The sequence below is a fragment of the Roseobacter sp. TSBP12 genome, assembly GCF_009129705.1.
GTDB classification, from domain to species: Bacteria; Pseudomonadota; Alphaproteobacteria; order Rhodobacterales; family Rhodobacteraceae; genus Celeribacter; species Celeribacter baekdonensis_A.
Genome location: NZ_PYIB01000044.1, coordinates 56,613 through 76,140, shown reverse-complemented (window position 1 = coordinate 76,140; position 19,528 = coordinate 56,613). Strand labels below are relative to the sequence as shown.

20 protein-coding genes and 1 pseudogene are annotated in these 19,528 nt (G+C 58.8%); 9 read left to right on the top strand and 12 right to left on the bottom strand.

The features are described 5' to 3' along the window. Positions 1–75 precede the first annotated feature (75 nt). The 3 genes from C8029_RS13410 to pcaF are packed head-to-tail and all read left to right on the top strand — an operon-like array spanning position 76 to position 2,687. Positions 76–795 carry a 3-oxoacid CoA-transferase subunit A gene (locus tag C8029_RS13410; protein ID WP_152003078.1) on the top strand — a complete coding sequence of 240 codons (720 nt, stop codon included), beginning with the start codon at positions 76–78 and terminating at the stop codon, positions 793–795. Further along, positions 796–1,488 carry a 3-oxoacid CoA-transferase subunit B gene (locus C8029_RS13405; protein ID WP_152003077.1) on the top strand — a complete coding sequence of 231 codons (693 nt, stop codon included), beginning with the start codon at positions 796–798 and terminating at the stop codon, positions 1,486–1,488. Next, positions 1,488–2,687 (top strand): 3-oxoadipyl-CoA thiolase, encoded by a 1,200-nt coding sequence (gene pcaF, locus C8029_RS13400; protein WP_152003076.1) that lies wholly within the window; start codon positions 1,488–1,490, stop codon positions 2,685–2,687. Before C8029_RS13405 ends, pcaF begins: the two co-directional genes overlap by 1 nt. Positions 2,688–2,696: 9 nt before the next feature. On the opposite strand, the gene C8029_RS13395 is transcribed toward pcaF, so the two are convergent. Continuing rightward, on the bottom strand, positions 2,697–3,611 hold the full coding sequence (locus tag C8029_RS13395; protein WP_193217650.1) for a LysR substrate-binding domain-containing protein: 915 nt from the start codon (positions 3,609–3,611) through the stop codon (positions 2,697–2,699). A 75-nt stretch (positions 3,612–3,686) separates the two neighbouring features. Here C8029_RS13395 and pcaD point away from each other — a divergent pair, with 75 nt between their 5' ends. The 5 genes from pcaD to C8029_RS13370 all read left to right on the top strand — a co-directional run bounded on the left by pcaD (position 3,687) and on the right by C8029_RS13370 (position 7,301). Next, positions 3,687–4,469, top strand: a complete 783-nt coding sequence (gene pcaD / locus C8029_RS13390; RefSeq protein WP_152003074.1) for a 3-oxoadipate enol-lactonase — start codon at positions 3,687–3,689, stop codon at positions 4,467–4,469. Beyond that, positions 4,466–4,852: a 4-carboxymuconolactone decarboxylase gene (gene pcaC, locus C8029_RS13385; RefSeq protein WP_009573829.1), complete on the top strand. Its 387-nt coding sequence runs from the start codon at positions 4,466–4,468 to the stop codon at positions 4,850–4,852. Before pcaD ends, pcaC begins: the two co-directional genes overlap by 4 nt. Then, entirely contained in the window at positions 4,845–5,573 is a 729-nt protein-coding gene (pcaH, locus tag C8029_RS13380) for a protocatechuate 3,4-dioxygenase subunit beta (protein WP_009573830.1), read from the top strand. Before pcaC ends, pcaH begins: the two co-directional genes overlap by 8 nt. A 1-nt stretch (position 5,574) precedes the next feature. Further along, positions 5,575–6,180 carry a protocatechuate 3,4-dioxygenase subunit alpha gene (pcaG, locus tag C8029_RS13375; RefSeq protein WP_152003073.1) on the top strand — a complete coding sequence of 202 codons (606 nt, stop codon included), beginning with the start codon at positions 5,575–5,577 and terminating at the stop codon, positions 6,178–6,180. A 68-nt stretch (positions 6,181–6,248) separates the two neighbouring features. Then, on the top strand, positions 6,249–7,301 hold the full coding sequence (locus tag C8029_RS13370) for a 3-carboxy-cis,cis-muconate cycloisomerase (RefSeq protein ID WP_152003072.1): 1,053 nt from the start codon (positions 6,249–6,251) through the stop codon (positions 7,299–7,301). On the opposite strand, the gene pobA is transcribed toward C8029_RS13370, so the two are convergent. Continuing rightward, positions 7,298–8,467 (bottom strand): 4-hydroxybenzoate 3-monooxygenase, encoded by a 1,170-nt coding sequence (pobA, locus tag C8029_RS13365; RefSeq protein WP_009573833.1) that lies wholly within the window; start codon positions 8,465–8,467, stop codon positions 7,298–7,300. The genes C8029_RS13370 and pobA overlap by 4 nt on opposite strands. A 91-nt stretch (positions 8,468–8,558) precedes the next feature. On the opposite strand from pobA, the gene C8029_RS13360 reads away from it, so the two are divergent. Continuing rightward, the gene (locus C8029_RS13360; protein WP_009573834.1) at positions 8,559–9,416 is read left to right on the top strand and encodes a helix-turn-helix domain-containing protein; all 858 of its coding nucleotides are present in this window, start codon (positions 8,559–8,561) and stop codon (positions 9,414–9,416) included. On the opposite strand, the gene C8029_RS13355 is transcribed toward C8029_RS13360, so the two are convergent. The 10 genes and pseudogenes from C8029_RS13355 to C8029_RS13310 form a co-directional block, all read right to left on the bottom strand. Next, positions 9,413–10,969 (bottom strand): acyl-CoA dehydrogenase family protein, encoded by a 1,557-nt coding sequence (locus tag C8029_RS13355; protein ID WP_152003071.1) that lies wholly within the window; start codon positions 10,967–10,969, stop codon positions 9,413–9,415. The genes C8029_RS13360 and C8029_RS13355 overlap by 4 nt on opposite strands. Then, positions 10,966–11,840: pseudogene (locus C8029_RS13350) on the bottom strand (amidohydrolase family protein). The gene C8029_RS13355 and the pseudogene C8029_RS13350 overlap by 4 nt, the downstream one beginning before the upstream one ends. A gap of 10 nt (positions 11,841–11,850) precedes the next feature. Beyond that, entirely contained in the window at positions 11,851–13,668 is a 1,818-nt protein-coding gene (locus tag C8029_RS13345; RefSeq protein WP_152003070.1) for a feruloyl-CoA synthase, read from the bottom strand. A gap of 39 nt (positions 13,669–13,707) precedes the next feature. Next, on the bottom strand, positions 13,708–14,163 hold the full coding sequence (locus tag C8029_RS13340; RefSeq protein ID WP_009573838.1) for a MarR family winged helix-turn-helix transcriptional regulator: 456 nt from the start codon (positions 14,161–14,163) through the stop codon (positions 13,708–13,710). A 13-nt stretch (positions 14,164–14,176) separates the two neighbouring features. Further along, a complete protein-coding gene (locus tag C8029_RS13335; protein ID WP_152003069.1) occupies positions 14,177–15,499 on the bottom strand; it encodes a TRAP transporter large permease in 1,323 nt (440 codons plus the stop codon). Further along, a complete protein-coding gene (locus C8029_RS13330; RefSeq protein WP_009573840.1) occupies positions 15,499–16,038 on the bottom strand; it encodes a TRAP transporter small permease in 540 nt (179 codons plus the stop codon). Before C8029_RS13330 ends, C8029_RS13335 begins: the two co-directional genes overlap by 1 nt. Before the next feature lie 3 nt (positions 16,039–16,041). After that, positions 16,042–17,082 (bottom strand): TRAP transporter substrate-binding protein, encoded by a 1,041-nt coding sequence (locus C8029_RS13325; protein ID WP_226946333.1) that lies wholly within the window; start codon positions 17,080–17,082, stop codon positions 16,042–16,044. A gap of 97 nt (positions 17,083–17,179) precedes the next feature. Continuing rightward, a complete protein-coding gene (locus C8029_RS13320) occupies positions 17,180–17,953 on the bottom strand; it encodes a crotonase/enoyl-CoA hydratase family protein (RefSeq protein WP_009573842.1) in 774 nt (257 codons plus the stop codon). A gap of 23 nt (positions 17,954–17,976) precedes the next feature. Continuing rightward, the gene (locus C8029_RS13315) at positions 17,977–18,741 is read right to left on the bottom strand and encodes an SDR family NAD(P)-dependent oxidoreductase (protein ID WP_009573843.1); all 765 of its coding nucleotides are present in this window, start codon (positions 18,739–18,741) and stop codon (positions 17,977–17,979) included. Between the two features lie 208 nt (positions 18,742–18,949). After that, positions 18,950–19,420: a MarR family winged helix-turn-helix transcriptional regulator gene (locus C8029_RS13310; RefSeq protein ID WP_009573844.1), complete on the bottom strand. Its 471-nt coding sequence runs from the start codon at positions 19,418–19,420 to the stop codon at positions 18,950–18,952. Positions 19,421–19,528: the final 108 nt, after the last annotated feature.

The following is a 19,528-nucleotide window of genomic DNA, read 5'->3' as shown; positions in this document are numbered from 1 at the left end:
TGTCAAGATACGCACAAAATGACTCGGCCTTTCGCGATGGCAAAGCTAGATCAGCGTTAAGAAAAGGAGAGTCTCATGGACAAAACCATCTCTACCGTGGCCGAGGCCATCGCCGAGATTCCGGACGGTGCACAGGTCATGATCGGCGGTTTCGGCGGCTCCGGCGCGCCGATCGAATTGATCCACGCGCTGATCGACCGCTTTCGCGAAACGGGTAGCCCGAAAAACCTGACCGTGATCAACAACAACGCGGGCAATGGCGGCATCGGCATTGCCGCAATGATCAAAGCGGGCATGGTCGCTAAAATGATCTGTTCCTTCCCGCGCAGCTCCAACGCCGAAGCCTTCAACGAGAAATACCTCGCGGGCGAGATCGAATTGGAACTGGTGCCGCAGGGCACATTGGCCGAACGCATCCGCGCGGCCGGTGCGGGCATCCCGGCGTTTTACACGCCCTCCTCGTTTGGCACCGAACTCGCGATCGGCAAACCGGCCGAAGAGTTCGACGGCAAAATGTATGTCCGTGAACGCTGGCTCAAGGCCGATTTTGCGCTGATCAAAGGCCAAATCGGCGACACGGTCGGCAATCTGACCTACCGCCTTGCAGGCCGCAACTTCAATCCGCTGATGGCAATGGCTGCGAACAAAACCATCGCCCAAGTCTCCGAACTCGTCGCCCCCGGCGGCATCAACCCGGAGCAGATCATCACCCCCGGCCTGTTTGTCGACGTGGTGGTCGAAGTTGCACATCCTCAACAAGAAGAAGTGCTCGTACGCACGGGAGTGGTCCATTAAATGTCCGATTTCAACATTTCCGACGTGGCGCTGAACAACGCCCAAATCGCCTGGCGCGCCGCCCAAGACATCGAAGATGGCTCCTATGTGAACCTTGGGATCGGCTTTCCCGAGATGATCGCCAAGTTCCAACCCGAAGGCCGCGATGTCACCTATCACACCGAAAACGGCGTGCTGGGCTTTGGCAAAGCGCCGCTTGAGGGCGAGGAAGATTGGGACCTGATCAATGCGGGCAAAAAGGCGATCACGCTCAATCCGGGCGCGTCATTTTTCCACCACGCCGACAGTTTCGCCATGGTCCGCGGCGGGCACCTCGATCTCGCCGTGCTGGGTGCCTATCAGATCGCGCAAAACGGCGATTTGGCGAATTGGCGCGTGGGGTCCAAAGGCGTGCCTGCGGTCGGCGGGGCGATGGATTTGGTCCATGGCGCCAAACGCGTCGCCGTGGTCACAGATCACGTCACCAAAGACGGCAAACCGAAATTGGTCGAGACCTGCACCTTTCCGCTCACCGGCGTCGCCTGCGTGACCCGCGTCTACACCTCTTTGGCGGTCGTCGACATTGAAGATGGAAAATTCATCCTGCGCGAAAAAGTGCCGGGGATCAATTTGGCGCAATTGCAAGCCGTCACGGGCGCAACGCTTCATATTGACGGCGATGTGGCCGACCTGAATGTACCGGAGGATTTGTAATGCAAGACGTTTACATCTGCGACTATATCCGCACGCCTGTGGGCCGTTATGGCGGTGCGCTTTCCTCTGTTCGTGCCGATGATCTGGGCGCGATCCCCTTGAAAGCCTTGGCCGAGCGCAATCCGTCAATGGATCTCGCGGCGATTGACGAGGTGATCTTTGGCTGTGCCAACCAGGCGGGCGAAGACAACCGCAACGTGGCGCGGATGTCGCTTTTGCTGGCGGGTTTCCCGGACTCTGTGCCCGGCACGACAATGAACCGTTTGTGCGGCTCCGGCATGGACGCGGTGATCACCGCCGCGCGGGCGATCAAGGCGGGAGAGGCCGAATTGATCATTGCGGGCGGGGTCGAAAGCATGTCCCGCGCGCCCTTCGTGATGCCTAAGGCCGAAACGGCATATGCCCGTGCCAATGCAGTCTATGACACCACCATCGGCTGGCGGTTTGTCAACAAGCTGATGAAAGCGGCGCATGGGGTGGATTCGATGCCCGAAACCGCCGAAAACGTCGCCGAGGATTTCAATATCAACCGCGAGGACCAAGACCTTTTTGCCCTGCGCTCGCAGCAAAAGGCAGGGGTGGCGATGGCCAACGGGCGTCTGGCGCGCGAAATCGTCGCGGTGACGATCCCACAGCGCAAAGGCGACCCGATTGTCGTCGACACCGATGAACACCCGCGCCCTTCGACCACATTGGCGGATTTGCAAAAGCTCAAAACCTTTGTCAAAGCCGACGGCACGGTGACGGCGGGCAATGCCTCTGGCGTGAACGACGGGGCGGCGGCTTTGATTTTGGCGACCCGCGAGGCCGCCGAAAAACATGGCCTTACGCCGATTGCCAAGGTGCTCGGCGGGGCCACGGCGGGAGTTGCACCGCGGATCATGGGCTTTGGCCCGGCACCTGCGTCGAAAAAACTGATGGCGCGGCTTGGCCTCACACAAGCGGACTTTGCAGTGATCGAGTTGAACGAAGCCTTCGCCTCCCAAGGCCTCGCGACGCTGCGCGATCTGGGCATCTCCGACGATGATGTGCGGGTGAATCCGAATGGCGGCGCGATTGCCATCGGCCACCCCCTCGGCATGTCCGGCGCACGGATCACTGGCACGGCGATGTTGGAACTGAAACCGGGTGAAAAATCGCTCTCCACCATGTGTATCGGCGTCGGCCAAGGCATCGCGATCGCGTTGGAGGCCGTGTAAGATCGAAGATCAGCGGGCGGACATCTGTTCTGCCCGCCGATGAAGCAAGCTCGCCAAAAGATCGGCAGGGGTGTTTTGACCAAAGGCGAATTTGCGCGTCAAACCGACCGCGCCGGACATGTAATCGGCCTTCATATCAAGCGTCCCCAATGTGCCCGCCGCCAATTCCCGCGCCACCACCCCGCGCGAGATGAACCACAGCATATCCGAGTGCTCCAACAACGTCAGCGCCACCGGCAAAGCCACGGTTTCAAACACCGGACGCAGCGCCGACAGCCCCATTGCAGAGAGATATTGATCGACCGTGGCCCGGATGATCGCGCCGGGATTGGGCAGGATCAGCGGATAGGTCGAAAGCGCCTGAACCGGATCACGCCTCAAGGCCGGATGACCGGCGCGTGCGACCAATTCAATCGGCTCATCATAGAGATATTCAAAGGACAGGCCGGGCATGTCCTTGGACCCCGGCATGCGCCCAATCATCAGATCAATTTTACCCGACCGCAGCATGTCGATCAGGTAGCGATTGGGGCCGGTCATCACGCCAATGCGCGCCTCTGGCCGCAGATCGTGAAATTCCAAAGCGACCGAGGGAAAAAATCCACCCGCAACCGTGGGCAGGACGCCAACCTTGACGAGATCGCGATGCGACGGGCCACTGAGCACGCGACACCCGGCCTCAAGGCTTTGCAGGGCAGCTATAGCATGACGGCGAAAGGCCTCGCCGCCGGGGGTGAGGATCGCACGCCGCCCTGTGCGTTCAAACAACTCCGTGCCAAGCTGCGCCTCAAGTTCCGACACGGTTTTCGAGAGCGCCGGTTGCGAGACATTGCGCACCCGCGCCGCAGCAGAGATTGTGCCCGCCTCAGCAACGGAGAGGAAGGCTTCAAGGTGGCGGAGTTTGAGACCGTTAGGTATATTCATTTGGTTATGCTTTTTGCACGATATTGTATTTTTTCCAATGAAAATATTATGGCAATCTGAGGCAAGGAGGATCACATGCACGCATTCACCCGCCCTTGGGGCACACAGCATTTGAGCCAGACAGAGGGCGAGGGCACCGCTTTGGTGTTCCTGAATTCTCTGGGCACCGACCTGCGGATGTGGGACGCGGTTTGTACGCGCCTGCCGCAGGGGTGGACCACGCTACGGATGGACAAACGCGGGCATGGCCTGTCCGAAACTGCGCCCGAAGGCTACGGCATCCCCGATTTGGCCGAAGATGTTTTGGCCGCGATGGATCACGCCGGGATTGAGCGCGCTGTGATCGTCGGCTGTTCCATCGGCGGGCTGATTGCGCAACATGTCGCTCTGATGGCACCCGAACGGGTGACCGGTCTGGTGCTGTCCAACACCGCGCCGCAACTGGGCCCGGCTGAGGGTTGGCTTGCGCGCATCGAGGCCATTCGCAGCACTGGCATGGCCGCGATGGCCGAGGGGATTTTGCCGCGGTGGTTCGGGCCGGATTTCCTAACCCACCCCGATGCAGCACTTTGGCGCACCATGCTCGCGCGCACCGATCAGGTCGGCTATATCGCCACCTGTGCCGCGATTGCGGGCACCGACATCACCGCGCGCCTGAGCGAAATCCCCCAACCCGCGCTGGTCATCGCGGGCAAACACGATCTGGCCACGCCCGCGCCGGTGGTCGAGGCCCTCGCGCGCGCCCTGCCCCGCGCCGATTTCATGATGTTCGACACCACCGGGCACCTGCCCGCAATTGAAACACCCGACACCTTTACGCAGGCGCTTGTCCGATTTGTCGAAAGGATCACCGCATGAGCAAGACATTCGATCAGGGGATGAAAACCCGCCGCGAGGTCTTGGGCGATGCCCATGTCGACCGCGCCGAGGCTGCGAAATCCGAATTTGACCTGCCGTTTCAAACGCTGATCACTGAAGGGGCCTGGGGCACGGTGTGGTCGTCGGACAAAATCTCGCGTCGCGAGCGGTCGATGTTGACCATCGCGCTTTTGGCCGCGACCGGAAATTTTGAGGAAATTCCGATGCATATCCGCGCCACCGCGCGCACGGGCGCATCGAAAGAGGATGTGGCCGAGGCGTTGCAACATGTGGCGATTTACGCGGGTGTGCCAAAGGCAAATCACGCGCTGAAATTGGCCAAGCAGACCTTTGCCGAAATGGAGGAGAGTGGAAATGACTGATATGGGTCCCTTGATCCCGCGCAATCGCGCGATCCATCCGGTGCCTTACGACCCGGATTACAAGACGAGCGTGTCGCGCTCGCCCAACCTGCCGCTTTTGTCGATGGAAAGCAGCCCGTCCGAGGAAACCGGCCCGACGTTCGGCCACAACAAACTCGGCGCTTTGGACAACAACCTGATCCTGAACTGGACCAAGGGCGCGGCCCCCGCGGTGGGCGAACGTATCCTGATGCATGGTCGGGTTTTGGACGAAATGGGTCGCCCAGTGCCGAACACATTGATCGAGATTTGGCAAGCCAACGCGGGCGGGCGCTATCGTCATAAGAAAGACAGCTATTTCGCGCCGCTTGATCCGAATTTTGGCGGCTGCGGTCGGACCATCACCGATGAAAACGGATATTATGAGTTTCTGACCGTGCGCCCCGGTGCCTACCCTTGGCCGAACCGCGCCAATGATTGGCGACCGATGCACATCCATATTTCGGTCTATGGCCACAGCTTCGGCCAGCGCCTGATCACCCAAATGTATTTTGAGGGCGATCCTTTGATCAATCACTGCCCCATTGCGGCGACAATCAAAGACCGCAGCTCGCTGGATCGTCTGGTCGCGCCGCTGGATTTCTCGAAATCGCGTCCGCTCGATTTCCTCGCCTATAAATTTGACATCGTGCTGCGCGGTCGCCGCCAGACCATGTTCGAGAACAAGCTGGAGGGCATGTAAGATGGTCCAGAAACTTGACACATTGATTGAAACCGCCTCTCAAACGGCGGGCCCCTATGTCCACATCGGCTTGATGCCGACCTACGCGGGCAATGGCGGCTATTACGACGAAGAAATCGCCACGACGCCTTTTTTGGACGAGAGCAAAGCCCAAGGAGAAGTCATCGAGATCGTCGGATCGGTGTTTGATGGCACCGGCTGGGCGATGCGCGATGCGCTCATTGAGTCGTGGCAATGCGATGGGAATGGCGTGTTCCCGGGCGCTGAGTGTGCCGATCCGGCCTTTACCGGACATTGCCGGTTTGCCGCCGATGCCGAGACCGGCGAATTTACGCTGCGCACCGTGAAACCCGGCGTTTATACGGGCCGGGGCGGCGTCAAAAGCGCACCGCATATCTCCCTTTGGGTGGTGGCGCGCGGGATCAACATTGGTCTCAACACCCGAATTTATTTCGAGGATGAGGACAATGCCAATGACCCGCTGTTGAACCGGATCGAACAGCGCCCGCGCGTGGACACATTGATCGCAAAAAAGACCGCCGAGGGCACATATCGCTTTGACATTCGCCTTCAGGGCGCCGGTGAGACAGTGTTTCTCGACCTGTAACTTTTGCACAATTCAAACTATAAGGGGCGGAAACCACCGCCCCTTTCGCCGTAAACAAGGACAATTCGATGAGCAGCTCTGTTTTTGATCACCCGTGGTTGTCCGGTCTGTTTGGCGATTCTGAGATGGCCGCGATCCTGTCGCCTGAGCGGCAGATGGCGCATATGTTGGCATTCGAAGCCGCATGGTCGCGCGCCTGTGGCACAGCGGGCATATTTGATCCGGCGCTGGCGGAAGAAGCCGCGCGCGCGATTGAACGCGCGACAATCGACTTTGCCGATATTGCCGAGGGCATGGCGCAAGACGGCGTGCCCATCCCGCGCCTGATTGCGCAACTCAAAACCATCGCCCCCGCCGCAGCTCTGCACAAAGGCGCGACCTCGCAAGACGTGGTCGACACGGCTTTGGTGCTCTGCCTCCGCGAGGCGTCCTTTTTGATTGCCGGGCGATTGATGGCGTTGGAAACCGCATTGAAAGCGCTGGAAGACCGGTTTGGCGATACGCCCTTGATGGGTCGTACCCGAATGCAGGCAGCCACCGAGATCACCGTGTGGGATCGGGTTTTGAGCTGGCGGTTGCCGCTTGCGGATCACCTCAAAACGCTCGACCAAAAACGTGTGGATGTTGAAAAAGTGCAAATCGGTGGCGCCTCGGGCGACCGCAAGGCGCTTAGGGATCAGGCCGATCTGGTTGTCGCTGAGGTCGCAAAAACCCTTGGTCTCGCTCCCACAGACAAGGCATGGCACAGCATGCGGCATGGCCTCACAGGCTACGCCTCTTTCCTCTCCCTCATCACCGGAAGCCTTGGTAAAATCGGCCAAGACATTGCCCTTATGTCGCAACAAGGCATTGAAGAGATTGCCCTTTCGGGTAGCGGCGGCTCATCAGCCATGCCGCATAAACAAAACCCCGTCGCGGCCGAGCTTCTCGTCACCCTCGCGCGGTTCAACGCCACGCAGGTCTCAGCCATGCATCACGCCATGATCCACGAACAGGAACGCTCGGGCGCGGCATGGTCACTGGAATGGATGGTCCTGCCGCAAATGATGATGGCCACGGGGCGGTCTCTCGCCATGGCCATCACCTTGATCAAAAATGTTGACCGGATCGGCACGCGTTAAAACGGCAAGCCGATGTAGTTTTCCGCCAAATCGCGCCGCGCGGTTTCCGAGGTTGCGAGATGAGTGAGCGTGGCCTTGCGCATCTGTTCGGCAAAGGCATCTTCGCCATCAAACCGGTGCAACATCGTGGTCATTTGCCAACTAAAACGCATGGCTTTCCAGATCCGCTCCAAGGCGCGGGCAGAGTATTCGTCGATGCCCGTCTTGGAGCCGCCCTTCACCGCGTCAATGAGCGCTTTGTACAAGTAATAAACATCAGAAGCCGCAAGATTAAGCCCTTTTGCCCCGGTCGGTGGCACGATATGTGCAGCATCCCCAACAAGGAACATATTGCCCCAACGCAAAGGTTCTGCCACGAAACTGCGCAGCGGCGCGATGGATTTTTCGATCGACGGGCCAGTGATCAAACGTGCGGCCGCGTCAGAGGGAATACGCCGGGAGAATTCGTCCCAAAACCGCTGATCCGACCAATCTTCGACCTTATCCGACAGCGGCACCTGCACATAATAGCGCACCAGATTTTCGTTGCGCATCGAGGCAAGCGCAAAGCCGTGGCGCGAATTGGAATAAATCAACTCGTCATGAACGGGCGGGGTTTCGGACAATATCCCAAGCCAACCAAAGGGATAGACGCGTTCGAACTCGCTGCGTTTTTCCTCGGGGATGGTTCTGCGCGACACGCCGTGAAAACCATCACAACCCGCCACATAAAGACACTCAAGCCGCTTGCGCGCACCCTCATGGGTGAATTCGACATAGGACGTGGCTTGATCAAGATCGTGGATCGACACATCTTCGACGCCGTGGATCACGGTGGTGCCGATGGCGTCTTGGGCATTGTAAAGGTCGGTGGTGACCTCGGTCTGACCGTAGACCATGACCTGTTTTCCGGTCAGCTCCTTAAAGTCGATATGGACCATCAACTCGTCGTCGGTGAGGTAACAACCGTCATGCGGGATGCCCTCTTGCGCCATACGCGCGCCGACGCCCGCCTCGTTCAAAAGTTCGACCGTGCCCCATTCCAAAATACCGGCACGGATGCGCGACAGGACATGCGCGCGGGTGGAGCGTTCCAAAACGACGGTCTCGACTCCCGCTTTGTTCAACAGTTGTGACAGCAAGAGGCCAGATGGGCCTCCGCCGATAATGGCGACTTGGGTTTTCATATGCGTCTCTCCCTTTTCTTAGGAATGACATTAATGCCATCTCGCCCTCACCAGAATGGACGGGGTCGGCAATGAATGGTATTATTCAGGCATGAGTGACACAAACATCATCCCCGCCTTCAACCTCTTTGGCGAAACCAGCGCCTTTCCCGATGTGGTGCATTGCGAACGGGTGTTTGACCGGGCGGGATTGCATGATTGGGTGATCTCGCCGCACCGCCACCATCAAATGACCCAGATTTTCCACATCGAACAGGGTCACGCCCGCGCGACCTTGGATGGCGAAGAAAAAGCCCTTAAAAGCGGAGAATTCCTATATATTCCGACAAAAATCGTGCATGGGTTTTCCTTTCAAAAGGGCACCGAAGGTTTGGTCCTTTCCCTCCCGTCCCCAGTGGTGCAACGCGTGGGCCCCCGCACGCCGGCCCTTACCGCGTGGCTGAACACGCCCCATCACGGTCCATTGGGCACTGCGGGCACGCAATTGCTCAATGCGATTGCACAATCGTATGCGTATACTGGTACATTTCGCACACAGCGCTTGATTGCCCTCTCAAACGCCCTGCTGGTGACACTGGCCGAGGAAAGTGATGAGGGCGCGCCGCCAAATCACGCCCCGACCCAGCAAATGCAACGGCTTGAAGCACTGATTTCCGATCATCTGAATGAGGGATGGGGACCAAGCGAGTTTGCAACCGCGCTGCATATGACCACGGGGCATTTGAACCGGATTGTCAAACATCAGACCGGAGCGAGCCTGTCGCAATTTTTGGAAACAACCGTGATGACCGAGGCCTGCCGCCTCCTGGCCTTCACGCGGCTGTCCGTGGCCGAAGTGGGCTATCGTTTGGGCTATTTTGACCCGCCGTATTTCTCCCGCCGCTTCCGGGCGCGCATGGGGGAAACCCCCACCAGATACCGCGCCCGGGTCGCGGGAGAGGCCGGTTAAACCGCCAAAGGCAGACGCACCGGCAAAGGACGGCGTGCCACGCGTTTGGACAGGCGGATCAGCTCCGCATCGCCCGTAGATGCGAGTTTACACCAGAGGGCTTGAAACAAAAGTTCAGAAGTTAAGGTCATGAAATCATGGGCTTTCTCAAAGGTCTCTTTGGACATTGCCGCACGTTCTCCTTGCCAATCAGACAAAAGCGCCAAACACGCCGCATCCCCGCCCGCAAGCCGTTCAATCAGCGCAGCGAACGCATCGGGCCCCTCAGGCGCACGCAGGCCCCGCGTGGCGGTGGAGATGGCATGAATGCCATTCGCGCCCTCGTAGATCGAAGTGATGCGGGCATCACGCCAGGTCTGCGACACGCGATATTCCGTCAGGTAGCCATAGCCGCCCAGCACCTGCATGCCCAAATCCGCCGACACAATCCCGGCATCGGTACAGAACACTTTGCAGATCGGCGTGAGGAAATCGACCAGCGCACGATTTTCGCCTAAAGCCAATTCCACCATGGTCAAATAGGTCATGGCGCGGGCGCCAAGGGCCAGTGATTTCTGGGTATCGAGCATCCGGCGCACGTCCGGGTGATCGGCCAACACCGCGTCTGTGCCGTCCGGCTTGCGGCCCTGTTTCCGCTCGCGGGCGTAGGTTTCCGAGATCTGGTGGGCACGGCTGGCGTGGGCGACACCTTGCAGCGCCACATCCAGACGGGCGTGGTTCATCATGGTAAACATCGCCATCAGCCCGCCGCCCTCTGGGCCGATCAATTCGGCCCGCGCGCCATCAAAGGCCAATTGGCAGGTGGGCGAGGCGTGAAGGCCGAGTTTTTCCTCGATCCGGGTCACGGTGACGGCATTGCGTGCGCCGTCGATATCAGCGCCACAGAGGAACAGTGACAGGCCTTTGATCCCCTCGTCCGGCGCGCCGGTGCGGGCCAAAACGAGGTGCAAAATCCCCTCCGACATGTCCTGATCACCACCGGAGATGAAAATTTTCTCCCCCTCGATCCGCCAAAAATCGCCTTCACGGGTGGCTTTGGTGCGGATACGAGAGAGATCGGAGCCCGCCCCCGGTTCGGTCAGACACATGGTGGAGAGCACCTCACCTGACACCAGTCGCGGGATCCAAGTGTGTTGCTGCGTCTCAGTGCCGAATTTCATCAGCGTCGAAATGGCACCGGGCACGAGGTTACAGACCATTTGCAACGCGTGGTTTGCGCCCGAAAACATCTCGGACACACCCGCCGCGATCACCGCGCTTTGCGCCATGCCGCCGAAGGCTTCGGGGGCTGTGAGGCCCTGCCAGCCGCCGTCAGCGAGTTGAGCAAAGGCGTCCTTGAACCCGTCCGGCATGGTGACGCGGCCCTCCACCAAGGCACAGCCCCGCGCATCGCCCGGCTCGTCCAAGGGCGCGATCACGCCCTCGGCAAAACTGGCAAAATGCGACAGGATGCCCTCGGCCAATTCATCATCCCAATCGGGCAGGCGATCTGCGCCTGCAACCTCTTTCAAACAAAAGAGAATATCCTCAAGAGGGGCCTGAAACGGGGTCATTCAGCCACCCCCAAAAGCCGCATCGCGTTGTCTTTCAAAATCAGCGGGCGGACCTCGTCGCGAAACTCGGCTTTCTCAAACGCCGCCAACCATTTTTCCGGCGCGATCATCGGCCAGTCGGAGCCAAAGAGCATCTTTTCCTTCAGCATCGTGTTGGCATAGCGCACAAGGATCGGCGGGAAGTATTTCGGCGACCAACCGGACAAATCAATGTAGACATTGGGCTTGTGGGTCGCCACCGACAACGCCTCTTCCTGCCAGGGGAATGACGGGTGAGCGAGGATGATCGGCATGTCGGGGAAATCCACAGCCACGTCGTCAATATACATGGGATTTGAATACTTTAGCCGCATCCCGTTGCCGCCGGGCATTCCCGATCCAACGCCGGTTTGACCGGTGTGAAACAGCGCCGGTTTGCCAGACTCGGCGATGGCCTCATAGAGCGTGTAAGCATTGCGATCATTGGGATAGAACCCCTGCATCGTCGGGTGAAATTTAAAGCCCTGAATGCCGTGATTTTCGACCAAATCGCGGGCTTCACGCGCGCCCAATTTGCCCTTGGCCGGATCAATCGAGGCAAAGGGGATGAGGATGTCGGAATGCTTGGCCGCGGCGTCGGCCACCTCGTAATTGTTGTAGCGGCGGTAGCCGGTTTCGCGCTCGGCATCGACCGGGAAAATCACCGCTGCGATGTTCATCTCGCGGTAATGCGCGGCAGTTTGATCAATCGTCGGCGGATGCGACCAGGGCGCACCAAAATAGGACGCCATCGAGGCTGAAGATCATCGTAACCGTCATCATGATGACAGCCACAGGCCTCTTCGGCATGGGTGTGAAAATCAATCGCGCGGACAGAGGTAAAATCGACCATGTTCAGTTCCTTATACCCGGATCAATGCGGGGTCTTCATTGTCGTACATCCGCTCCAAAAGCGCGGCACGACGGGTGATAATTTTGCGGGTATTCAGTGACCCTTTGTCGGTGATCTCGCCGTCTTTGACCGAGGGCGGTTCGGCCAAAATGATGGCACGCGCGATGCGTTTGGCGGAGCCGGAGGCGGCGCGGGCCATTTTGCGCAACACATGGTGAATTTCGGCCTGAAGATGCTCGTCAATCACGGCACCTTCAGAGCTGTTGTCACCATGAACATGATCGGGGCGCGGGAAGACCATCAGACCAATTTCGCCACGATCGTGACCACAAACGACCACATCCATCACCAACCCACGCAGCGCTTCCAAAGCGTCAAGCCGCAGCTTGCCCGCCTGCACCCAAGTGCCGGTCAAGAGTTTGAAATCCTCGGACACACGACCATCAAACACCAGTCCGCGGTTCATATCCACGGGATCGAGAAACTTGACCGCATCGCCGGTGATGAAAAAGCCCTCGTCATCAAAGGCCTCGGCGGTTTTATCGGGATCGTTGAGATAGCCGGGCATGACATTCGGGCCTTTGACCCGGATTTCACAGCGCATGTCGGCATCGGGGATGAGTTTGACCTCAACGCCGGGCAAGGCCACGCCGATGACGCCCGAGCGACCGATCGGTTCATGCACCATGACGTTGGCGGGGGCGGTTTCGGTCAGGCCCCAGCTTGAGATCATCAGCGGCAGCTTGCCCCGCACTTCGATGGCCATCTCTTCGAGTCGCGTCCAAACATCTTGTGGCAGGGAGGCCCCGGCATAGAACAGCATGTCGAGGTCTTTGAAATAGGCCTCTTTGAGGGCTTGATTGTGCTCCATCTCATGCACCAGCATGGCAAAGCCCACCGGCACGTTGAACGCCGCAGTACAGGATTTTTCCGTTACGTTATCAATGGTATGCTGAAACAGCGCCTTGGTTGGCTTGCCATTGTCGATGTAGAAAGACCCGCCGTGCATCAGCATCATATTGACGTTATGCGAGCCGCCGAAAACGTGGTTCCACGGCAGCCAATCAACGATGCGCTGCGGGCGCTCTTTCATGAATGGCAGGACCGAGGCCATTTGCGCCTGATTGGCACACATCATCCGCTGGGTCGTCATCACGCCTTTGGGGTCAGAGCTTGACCCCGACGTGAAGAGGATTTTGGCCAAAGTGTCGGGACCGACCTTGGCATGGACCGCGTCAAGATCAACAGAAGCGTCGCCTTTGAGCAGGTCGGCAAAGGCCGTAACCGGACGCGGCGCGCCTTCGGTGTTGGAGGCGACAATTTCGATCCCGTCGAGATCGGCAAGGGCGATGGCTTTGCCGTAGCGGGCGGCGTCATCGACAAAGGCCAGTTTCGGTTTGGTCTTTTTGATCGCGTATTGCAGGCGGAAATGGGCTTCCTCAATGAGCGAATATTGTTCGGCCAAAGGCACGGTCGGCACCCCGGCCCATTGCGCGCCAAAGGAGAGCAAGGCGTGATCAACCGAGTTGCCGGACATGATCAGGATCGGCGTGTCTTGTCCCAACCCGCGGGCGGCCAGCGAGGCGGCGATGGCCTTGACACGCGCGAACACCTCACCATAGCCCAGTTCGCGCCACCCTGCCCCGTCGCGTTCGGCCAAAAACACCGTATCAGGTGTTTCTGCGGCCCATTTTTCCAACCACACGCCCGTGTGCGCCACGACCGGGTCGAGCGGCACGTCAGAGGTCAAAATCAGGCTCGTATCGTCACGTTTTTCCAGCCGAACAGAATGCCCAACCAGCGTGAGCCCCGTGGTTTGATCTTTCATCATTTCCTCCCTTGGCCCTTATTGAGGGCCGGTATCCGATCATGCCTCCGGGCGTCTGACCCGGCGCAACAGCTCTTTGAGAACAGTCACTTCCGCCTCTGTGAGCTTTGAAAACATCGCCGCCTCATGTGCATTGACGGCGGTCTCTGCCTCTTTCCATTTTGCCATTCCGGCCTTGGTCGCGCGCAGGGCGTATTGGCGTCGATCCCCCTCAACCCGTCCGCGCGAAATCAAATCGGCGCTTTCCAGTTCATCGACCAAAACCACCACGCCGGAGCGTTCGATACGAAGCGCCTCGGCGAGGCGGCTTTGGGAAATGTCAGGATTTTCGATGATCACCGCCAAAGCCGAAAACGAGGTCATGCGCAGCCCGAGCGGCTCCAATGTATCGGCCAAATCCGCGCGCACGTTGAGAAAGGCGCGTTTCATATTATAGCCCACGAACTGACGCAGGTTCTCGTCGGTGATCTCTTTGGCGGCACACTCTTTTTTCACGTCTCTCTCCCGATCAATTGGCCACGATATCGACCAACCAATAGCTCAGAACCGGGAAGCTCACCAGAATGGCGATCCGGCAGAACTCGGCGATGATAAAGGGCGTGGTGCCCCGGAAAATCTGGCTGGTCGGGATGTCTTTGGCCATCGACGAGATGACGAACAGGTTCATCCCCACCGGCGGCGTGATCAGCCCCATTTCGACCACCACCAAAGAGATGATGCCAAACCACATCGCTTGTTGTTCTGGCATGAGGCCGAAATCCAGCGCCATGATTGTTGGGAAAAACACCGGCACGGTCAAAAGGATCATCGACAGGCTGTCCATCAAACAGCCCATCACCAGATAAAAGGCGATGATGCCCAAAAGCACCACGATGGGCGCCACATCTGCGGCGGAGAAAAACGCAGCCACATCAGACGGCATCCGCGAGAGTGCCAAAGCGACGTTAAAAATATCGGCGCCGTAAACGATGGCAAAGATCATTGCGGTCGATCCGGCGGTGTCGATCAGGCAATCAAGGATCGTTTTTGGCGTCAGCCCGCCGGTGAACAGCCCCGCAATCAGCATCAGGACGACGCCCACGGATGCACCTTCGGCCGGGGTAAAGAAGCCGCCATAGATGCCGCCCAAAACCACGACAAAAATTGCCACCACATGCCAAATGTCGCGCAGTGCCTTGAACCGGGTTTTCATATCGGCGGGCGCGTGGGTCGGGCCTTCGTTCGGGAACAGGCGGACGTAGATGGCAATGGCGATGAAAAAGCCAATGACCGCCAAAATGCCTGGAATGGTCGCCGCCAAGAACAGTTTGACGATGTTTTGCTCGGTCAGAAGCGCATAGATGATCAGCACGACGGAGGGCGGGATCAGGATGCCCAATGTGCCGCCCGCCGCCAAGGACCCGGACGCCAAAGCACCGGAGTAGCCGTTTTTGCGCATCTCCGGCAAAGCCACCCGCGCCATTGTCGAGGCGGTGGCCAAGGACGACCCCGAGATGGACCCGAACATCGCACAGCCCGCAACCGATGCCATCGCCAAACCACCACGCAAATGCCCGATCCAGGCATTGGAGGCGGCAAAGATCGAGGCGGAAATGCCCGAGCGGGTCGCAAGATGACCCATGAGGATAAAGAGCGGCACGATGGCCAACTCATAGGACATGAATTTGTCGACCCAGGCGGTGTTGAAATAGGCCATGAGCGCATAGGGCGAAGCGAGCACCATATAGCCCACGGCCCCCACCATCCCCATCGCCAAAGCAATCGGCATCCGGGCAAAGATCAGGATCAACAGCACAATGACCATGATGATCGCGATTGTCAGCGGTTCCATCAGCGGACCTCCATGGCACGAAAAGCGTGGCTCAACATTGGCAGGCTTTGCAAAAATGCGACAACGGCCGACAGCGCAGTGCCGAACAGGGCAGGCAGATAGACCCACCAAACAGGCGCGCGCAGCAACATGGTGCGGTCGCCATACTCGTGCATTTCACCAAGCCCCACCGACAAACGCCACGCCAAAAAGGCCCAGCCGAACGCGAAGAGCAATGTCCAAACCCCATCCATGCGGCGTTGGGTCAAAGGCGAAAGCCAAAGGGTGAAAAGATCGACCATGACATGGCCTTTGTTGAATTGGCACAGAGGCAAAAACAGCGAGGCGCAGGCGGCACAGGCCAATTCGACCAGCTCGAAATCGCCACGAATACCGCCAAGGCCAAGGTTACGCATGATCACCGAGGCGGCGACCGTGATCGAGGCGGCAAAAATCACCGCCCCGCCCACGCCAGCCGCGCCAAGGCAGACCCGTTGCAGGATCAGGAACACGCGGCCATGCGGCGCCTGTTCCGTCTCATTTGGGAGCCGCTCGGCCATGGGTTACCCCGCGTCCAACAGGGCGTTGGCCCGCGCCACAATCGCCGCGCCATCATGGCCTGCGTCATTGAGCTTGCCGATCCATGTGTCATAAATCGGGGCCGCCATTTCGCGCCATGTATTGATTTCAGAGGCCGCGATGGTGTGAATTTCATTGCCCTGTTTTTCGACAACGGATTTACCAAAGGCCTCGAATTCATCGAATTGCGCGCCCAGACGACGCGACAGGTCGGCCCCGGAATGGGCGTCGATCACCGCACGCAGATCATCGGACAGGCCTTCATATTTGCGTTCGTTCATCACGAGGGCAAAGGTGTTGGCATAGATGCCGCGCCCGCCCGCTTCGGGTTCGTTGGTCACTTTGGTCAGTTCTTGCAGCTTGAACGCCGGCACCACCTCATAGGGCAGGCAACAGCCATCAATCACGCCGTTTGAGAGCCCCACAACCATTTCGGTCACCGGGAAAAACACCGTTTCCGCCCCCATCAAGGCCAGCATTTCGCCGGTCGCTTGGTTCGGTGCGCGCAGTTTCAGACCTTTGATGTCCTCGGCGGAGGAGACGACCTGACCACGGGTGTGAATTTTGCCACCATCATGGGTGTGGAAGGCCAAAGGTTTCATGCCTTTGTATTCGTTTTGACCGAATTCTTCCATCAGCGTGTGCATCGCCACCGATGTCTTTTCGGCATTGGTCACCATAAAGGGCATCGCCATGGTTTCGGCCACCGGGAACCGGTCCGGCGTATAGACCGGCAGGGTCCATGCAATGTCACAGATGCCTTGGCGGGCCTGATCGGCGAGCTGCGGTGGTTTGCCGCCAAGCTGCATCGACGGGAACATTTGCATCTCGATCGCGCCACCCGAGGCCTCAGAGATTTCCTGGGCCCAGACGTCAAAGAACCGCGTCTGCATCGGGGCGACGCCCGGCAGGAAATGGTGCACGCGCAGGGTCACCTCTGCGGCATGGGCTTTTTTCAGGAATGCGGGTGTGGCCAAAGCCGCCCCCAGTGTCGTCATCGCCATCCGGCGTGTCATAGTCGTCATATTGGTTCCTCCCATTGATGACATTTGGCCCCTCGCCCGAGCCTTGATCCTCCTGCAGCGGCCCCGCGCTCCTCCGCGCAAGGCCCCTCACCGCGCGTTACCGAAAGACCGGCGCGCGTTTTTCGAGAAAGGCTTTCAGGCCCTCCCCGGCATCTTCACTGGTCTGCGACACCGCCGCACACATGCTTTCCATGAACAGACCATCGGATTTGGACATGTCGGAAATCCGGCTGATCGCCTGAATCATCATGTAATTCGACAGGGTGGCGTTTTTGGCAATTTTGGTCGCCAGTTTGCGCGCCAAATCCATCGCCTCGCCCTCGCCCACCGCATAATGCGCCAGCCCGAGATCAAGCCCCTCAATTGCGTTATATTTGCGCCCGGTCAGCATCATTTCACACATCCGGTCGGCCCCAAGAATGCGCCCGATCCGAACGCTCGCGCCACCGCCCACAAAGATGCCGCGCATCCCTTCGGGCAGTTGAAACATCGTCGAAGGTTCGGCAATGCGCACATGGGTCGACGCCGCCAATTCCAAGCCACCGCCGATCACCGCGCCAAACATGGCGGAGATCACCGGCAGGCCGGAGAATTGAATTTTGTCCATGACGCCGTGCCAATTGCGCGAATGGCGCATCGTGCCTTCGGCATCGCGGGCAACATGTTCAGAGAGATCAAGGCCCGAACAATAATGCCCCGCCGTCCCGGTCAGGATCACCACGCGCACGCCCTCTGGCGGGCGAGAAAAGAACGCGTCGATCGCGTCCAAAAGCGCGTCGCACATGGCATTGCGTTTGGCCGGGCGGTTCATCGTCAGCGTGGCGATGGTGCCCTCAATCTCGACCTTCAGGATCTCTGTATCAGCTGTCATTTTATTTTCTTCTTTTTATTCAGTTATTTGATCGGCATACGCGCGGCGGCATCCAGTCGGATCACCGTGCCGTTGAGCATCGGGTTCTCCACAATCGACTGCACAAGCTGCGCATATTCTTCCGCATGGCCCATGCGCGAGGGGAACGGCACGGATTTGAGAATGTCGGCTTTGATGTCCTCGGGCAGGCCCGCGCTCATCGCGGTTTCAAACAAGCCCGGTGCAATCGCCATGACCCGAATGCCGAAACGCGCGAGTTCACGCGCGGCGGGCAAGGTCATCGAGGCCACCCCACCTTTGGAGGCGGAATAGGCCGCTTGGCCGATTTGACCGTCTTCAAAGGCGACAGAAGAGGTGTTGATGATCACGCCGCGGGTGCCGTCGTCGTCCAGCGGGTCGGCTTTGGCCATGGCCCGCGCGGCGATGTTCATCACCGCATAAGTGCCCAAAAGATTGACGTTCAGCGCCTTGGCAAAGGCGTCAATCGTCAGGCTGCCATTGCGCGGCAGGATACGCGCGGCGGTGCCGATCCCGGCGCAGGATACGGTGACGCGCGGGGTGCCAATGGTATCCTCGATCTTGGCAAACGCGGCCTCAACGGCGGCGGCATCGCTGACATCAACGCCAAATCCCACACCACCGATCTCGGCGGCGGCATGTTCGGCGGCCTCTTTTGACAGGTCCAACACGACCACTTTCGCGCCCAGCGCCGCGAGCCGTTTGGCGGTGGCAAGGCCAAGCCCACTGGCCGCACCCGTCACAACGGCGACATGCCCTTCGATCTTCATGTGATCTCCTCCCATTTGAGCAAACCATGCGAAGATTTAATTGTTATGTCAATGAACAATTAATGGAGTGATCTATCTCGCAGATGCAGCATGAGAGACGTCCCTGCAGCGCGATTTGAAAAGGCAAATAAAAAACCACACGGCACGCAGGCTGTGTGGTTTCTTCGGCCTTAAAACAGACAAGACGCGGCAGCGCAGAAAAATCAGATCAGGGCTTTCGATCAAGAATCAGTGGCGCGCGGCTGAGGTGATTGCCGGCATCCGCAACCTTGGCAGCAAGCCGCAAAAACTCCGCCCGCTCCGCTTCGTTCAGCCCCAATAGGATCTCATCCTGAAACCGCTTCACCACCGGGATCAACTCTTGCAAAATCTGCTCCCCCTCGGGCGTCAGCGTGATCGTGCGGGCGCGGCGGTCGCGTTCATTCACGATCCGTTTGACCAACCCCTTGCCCTCCAATCGATCCACCACGCCGCCGATGGTCGCCCGGTCATAGGCGATCACCCCGGCAAGGCTGGCCTGATCCAGACCGGGTTTGGCGTGCAGCGCATTCATCGCGGCGAATTGCACCGAGGTCAGCGCATGGCCCGTGGCCCGCATCCGCTCATTAAAGATCGACATCGAGATCTGATTCAGTCGGCGAATCAAATGTCCTGCCATGTTGTGGATCTCAAGTTTCATCGGCCCTCTTATCATTATTTTTGCCACCATATGCCTCCTCCATAGCCCACGGGACTTGAGGCAGGTCAATAATAAGTATGCTTACAGACTTGACCCAGATCAATAGTA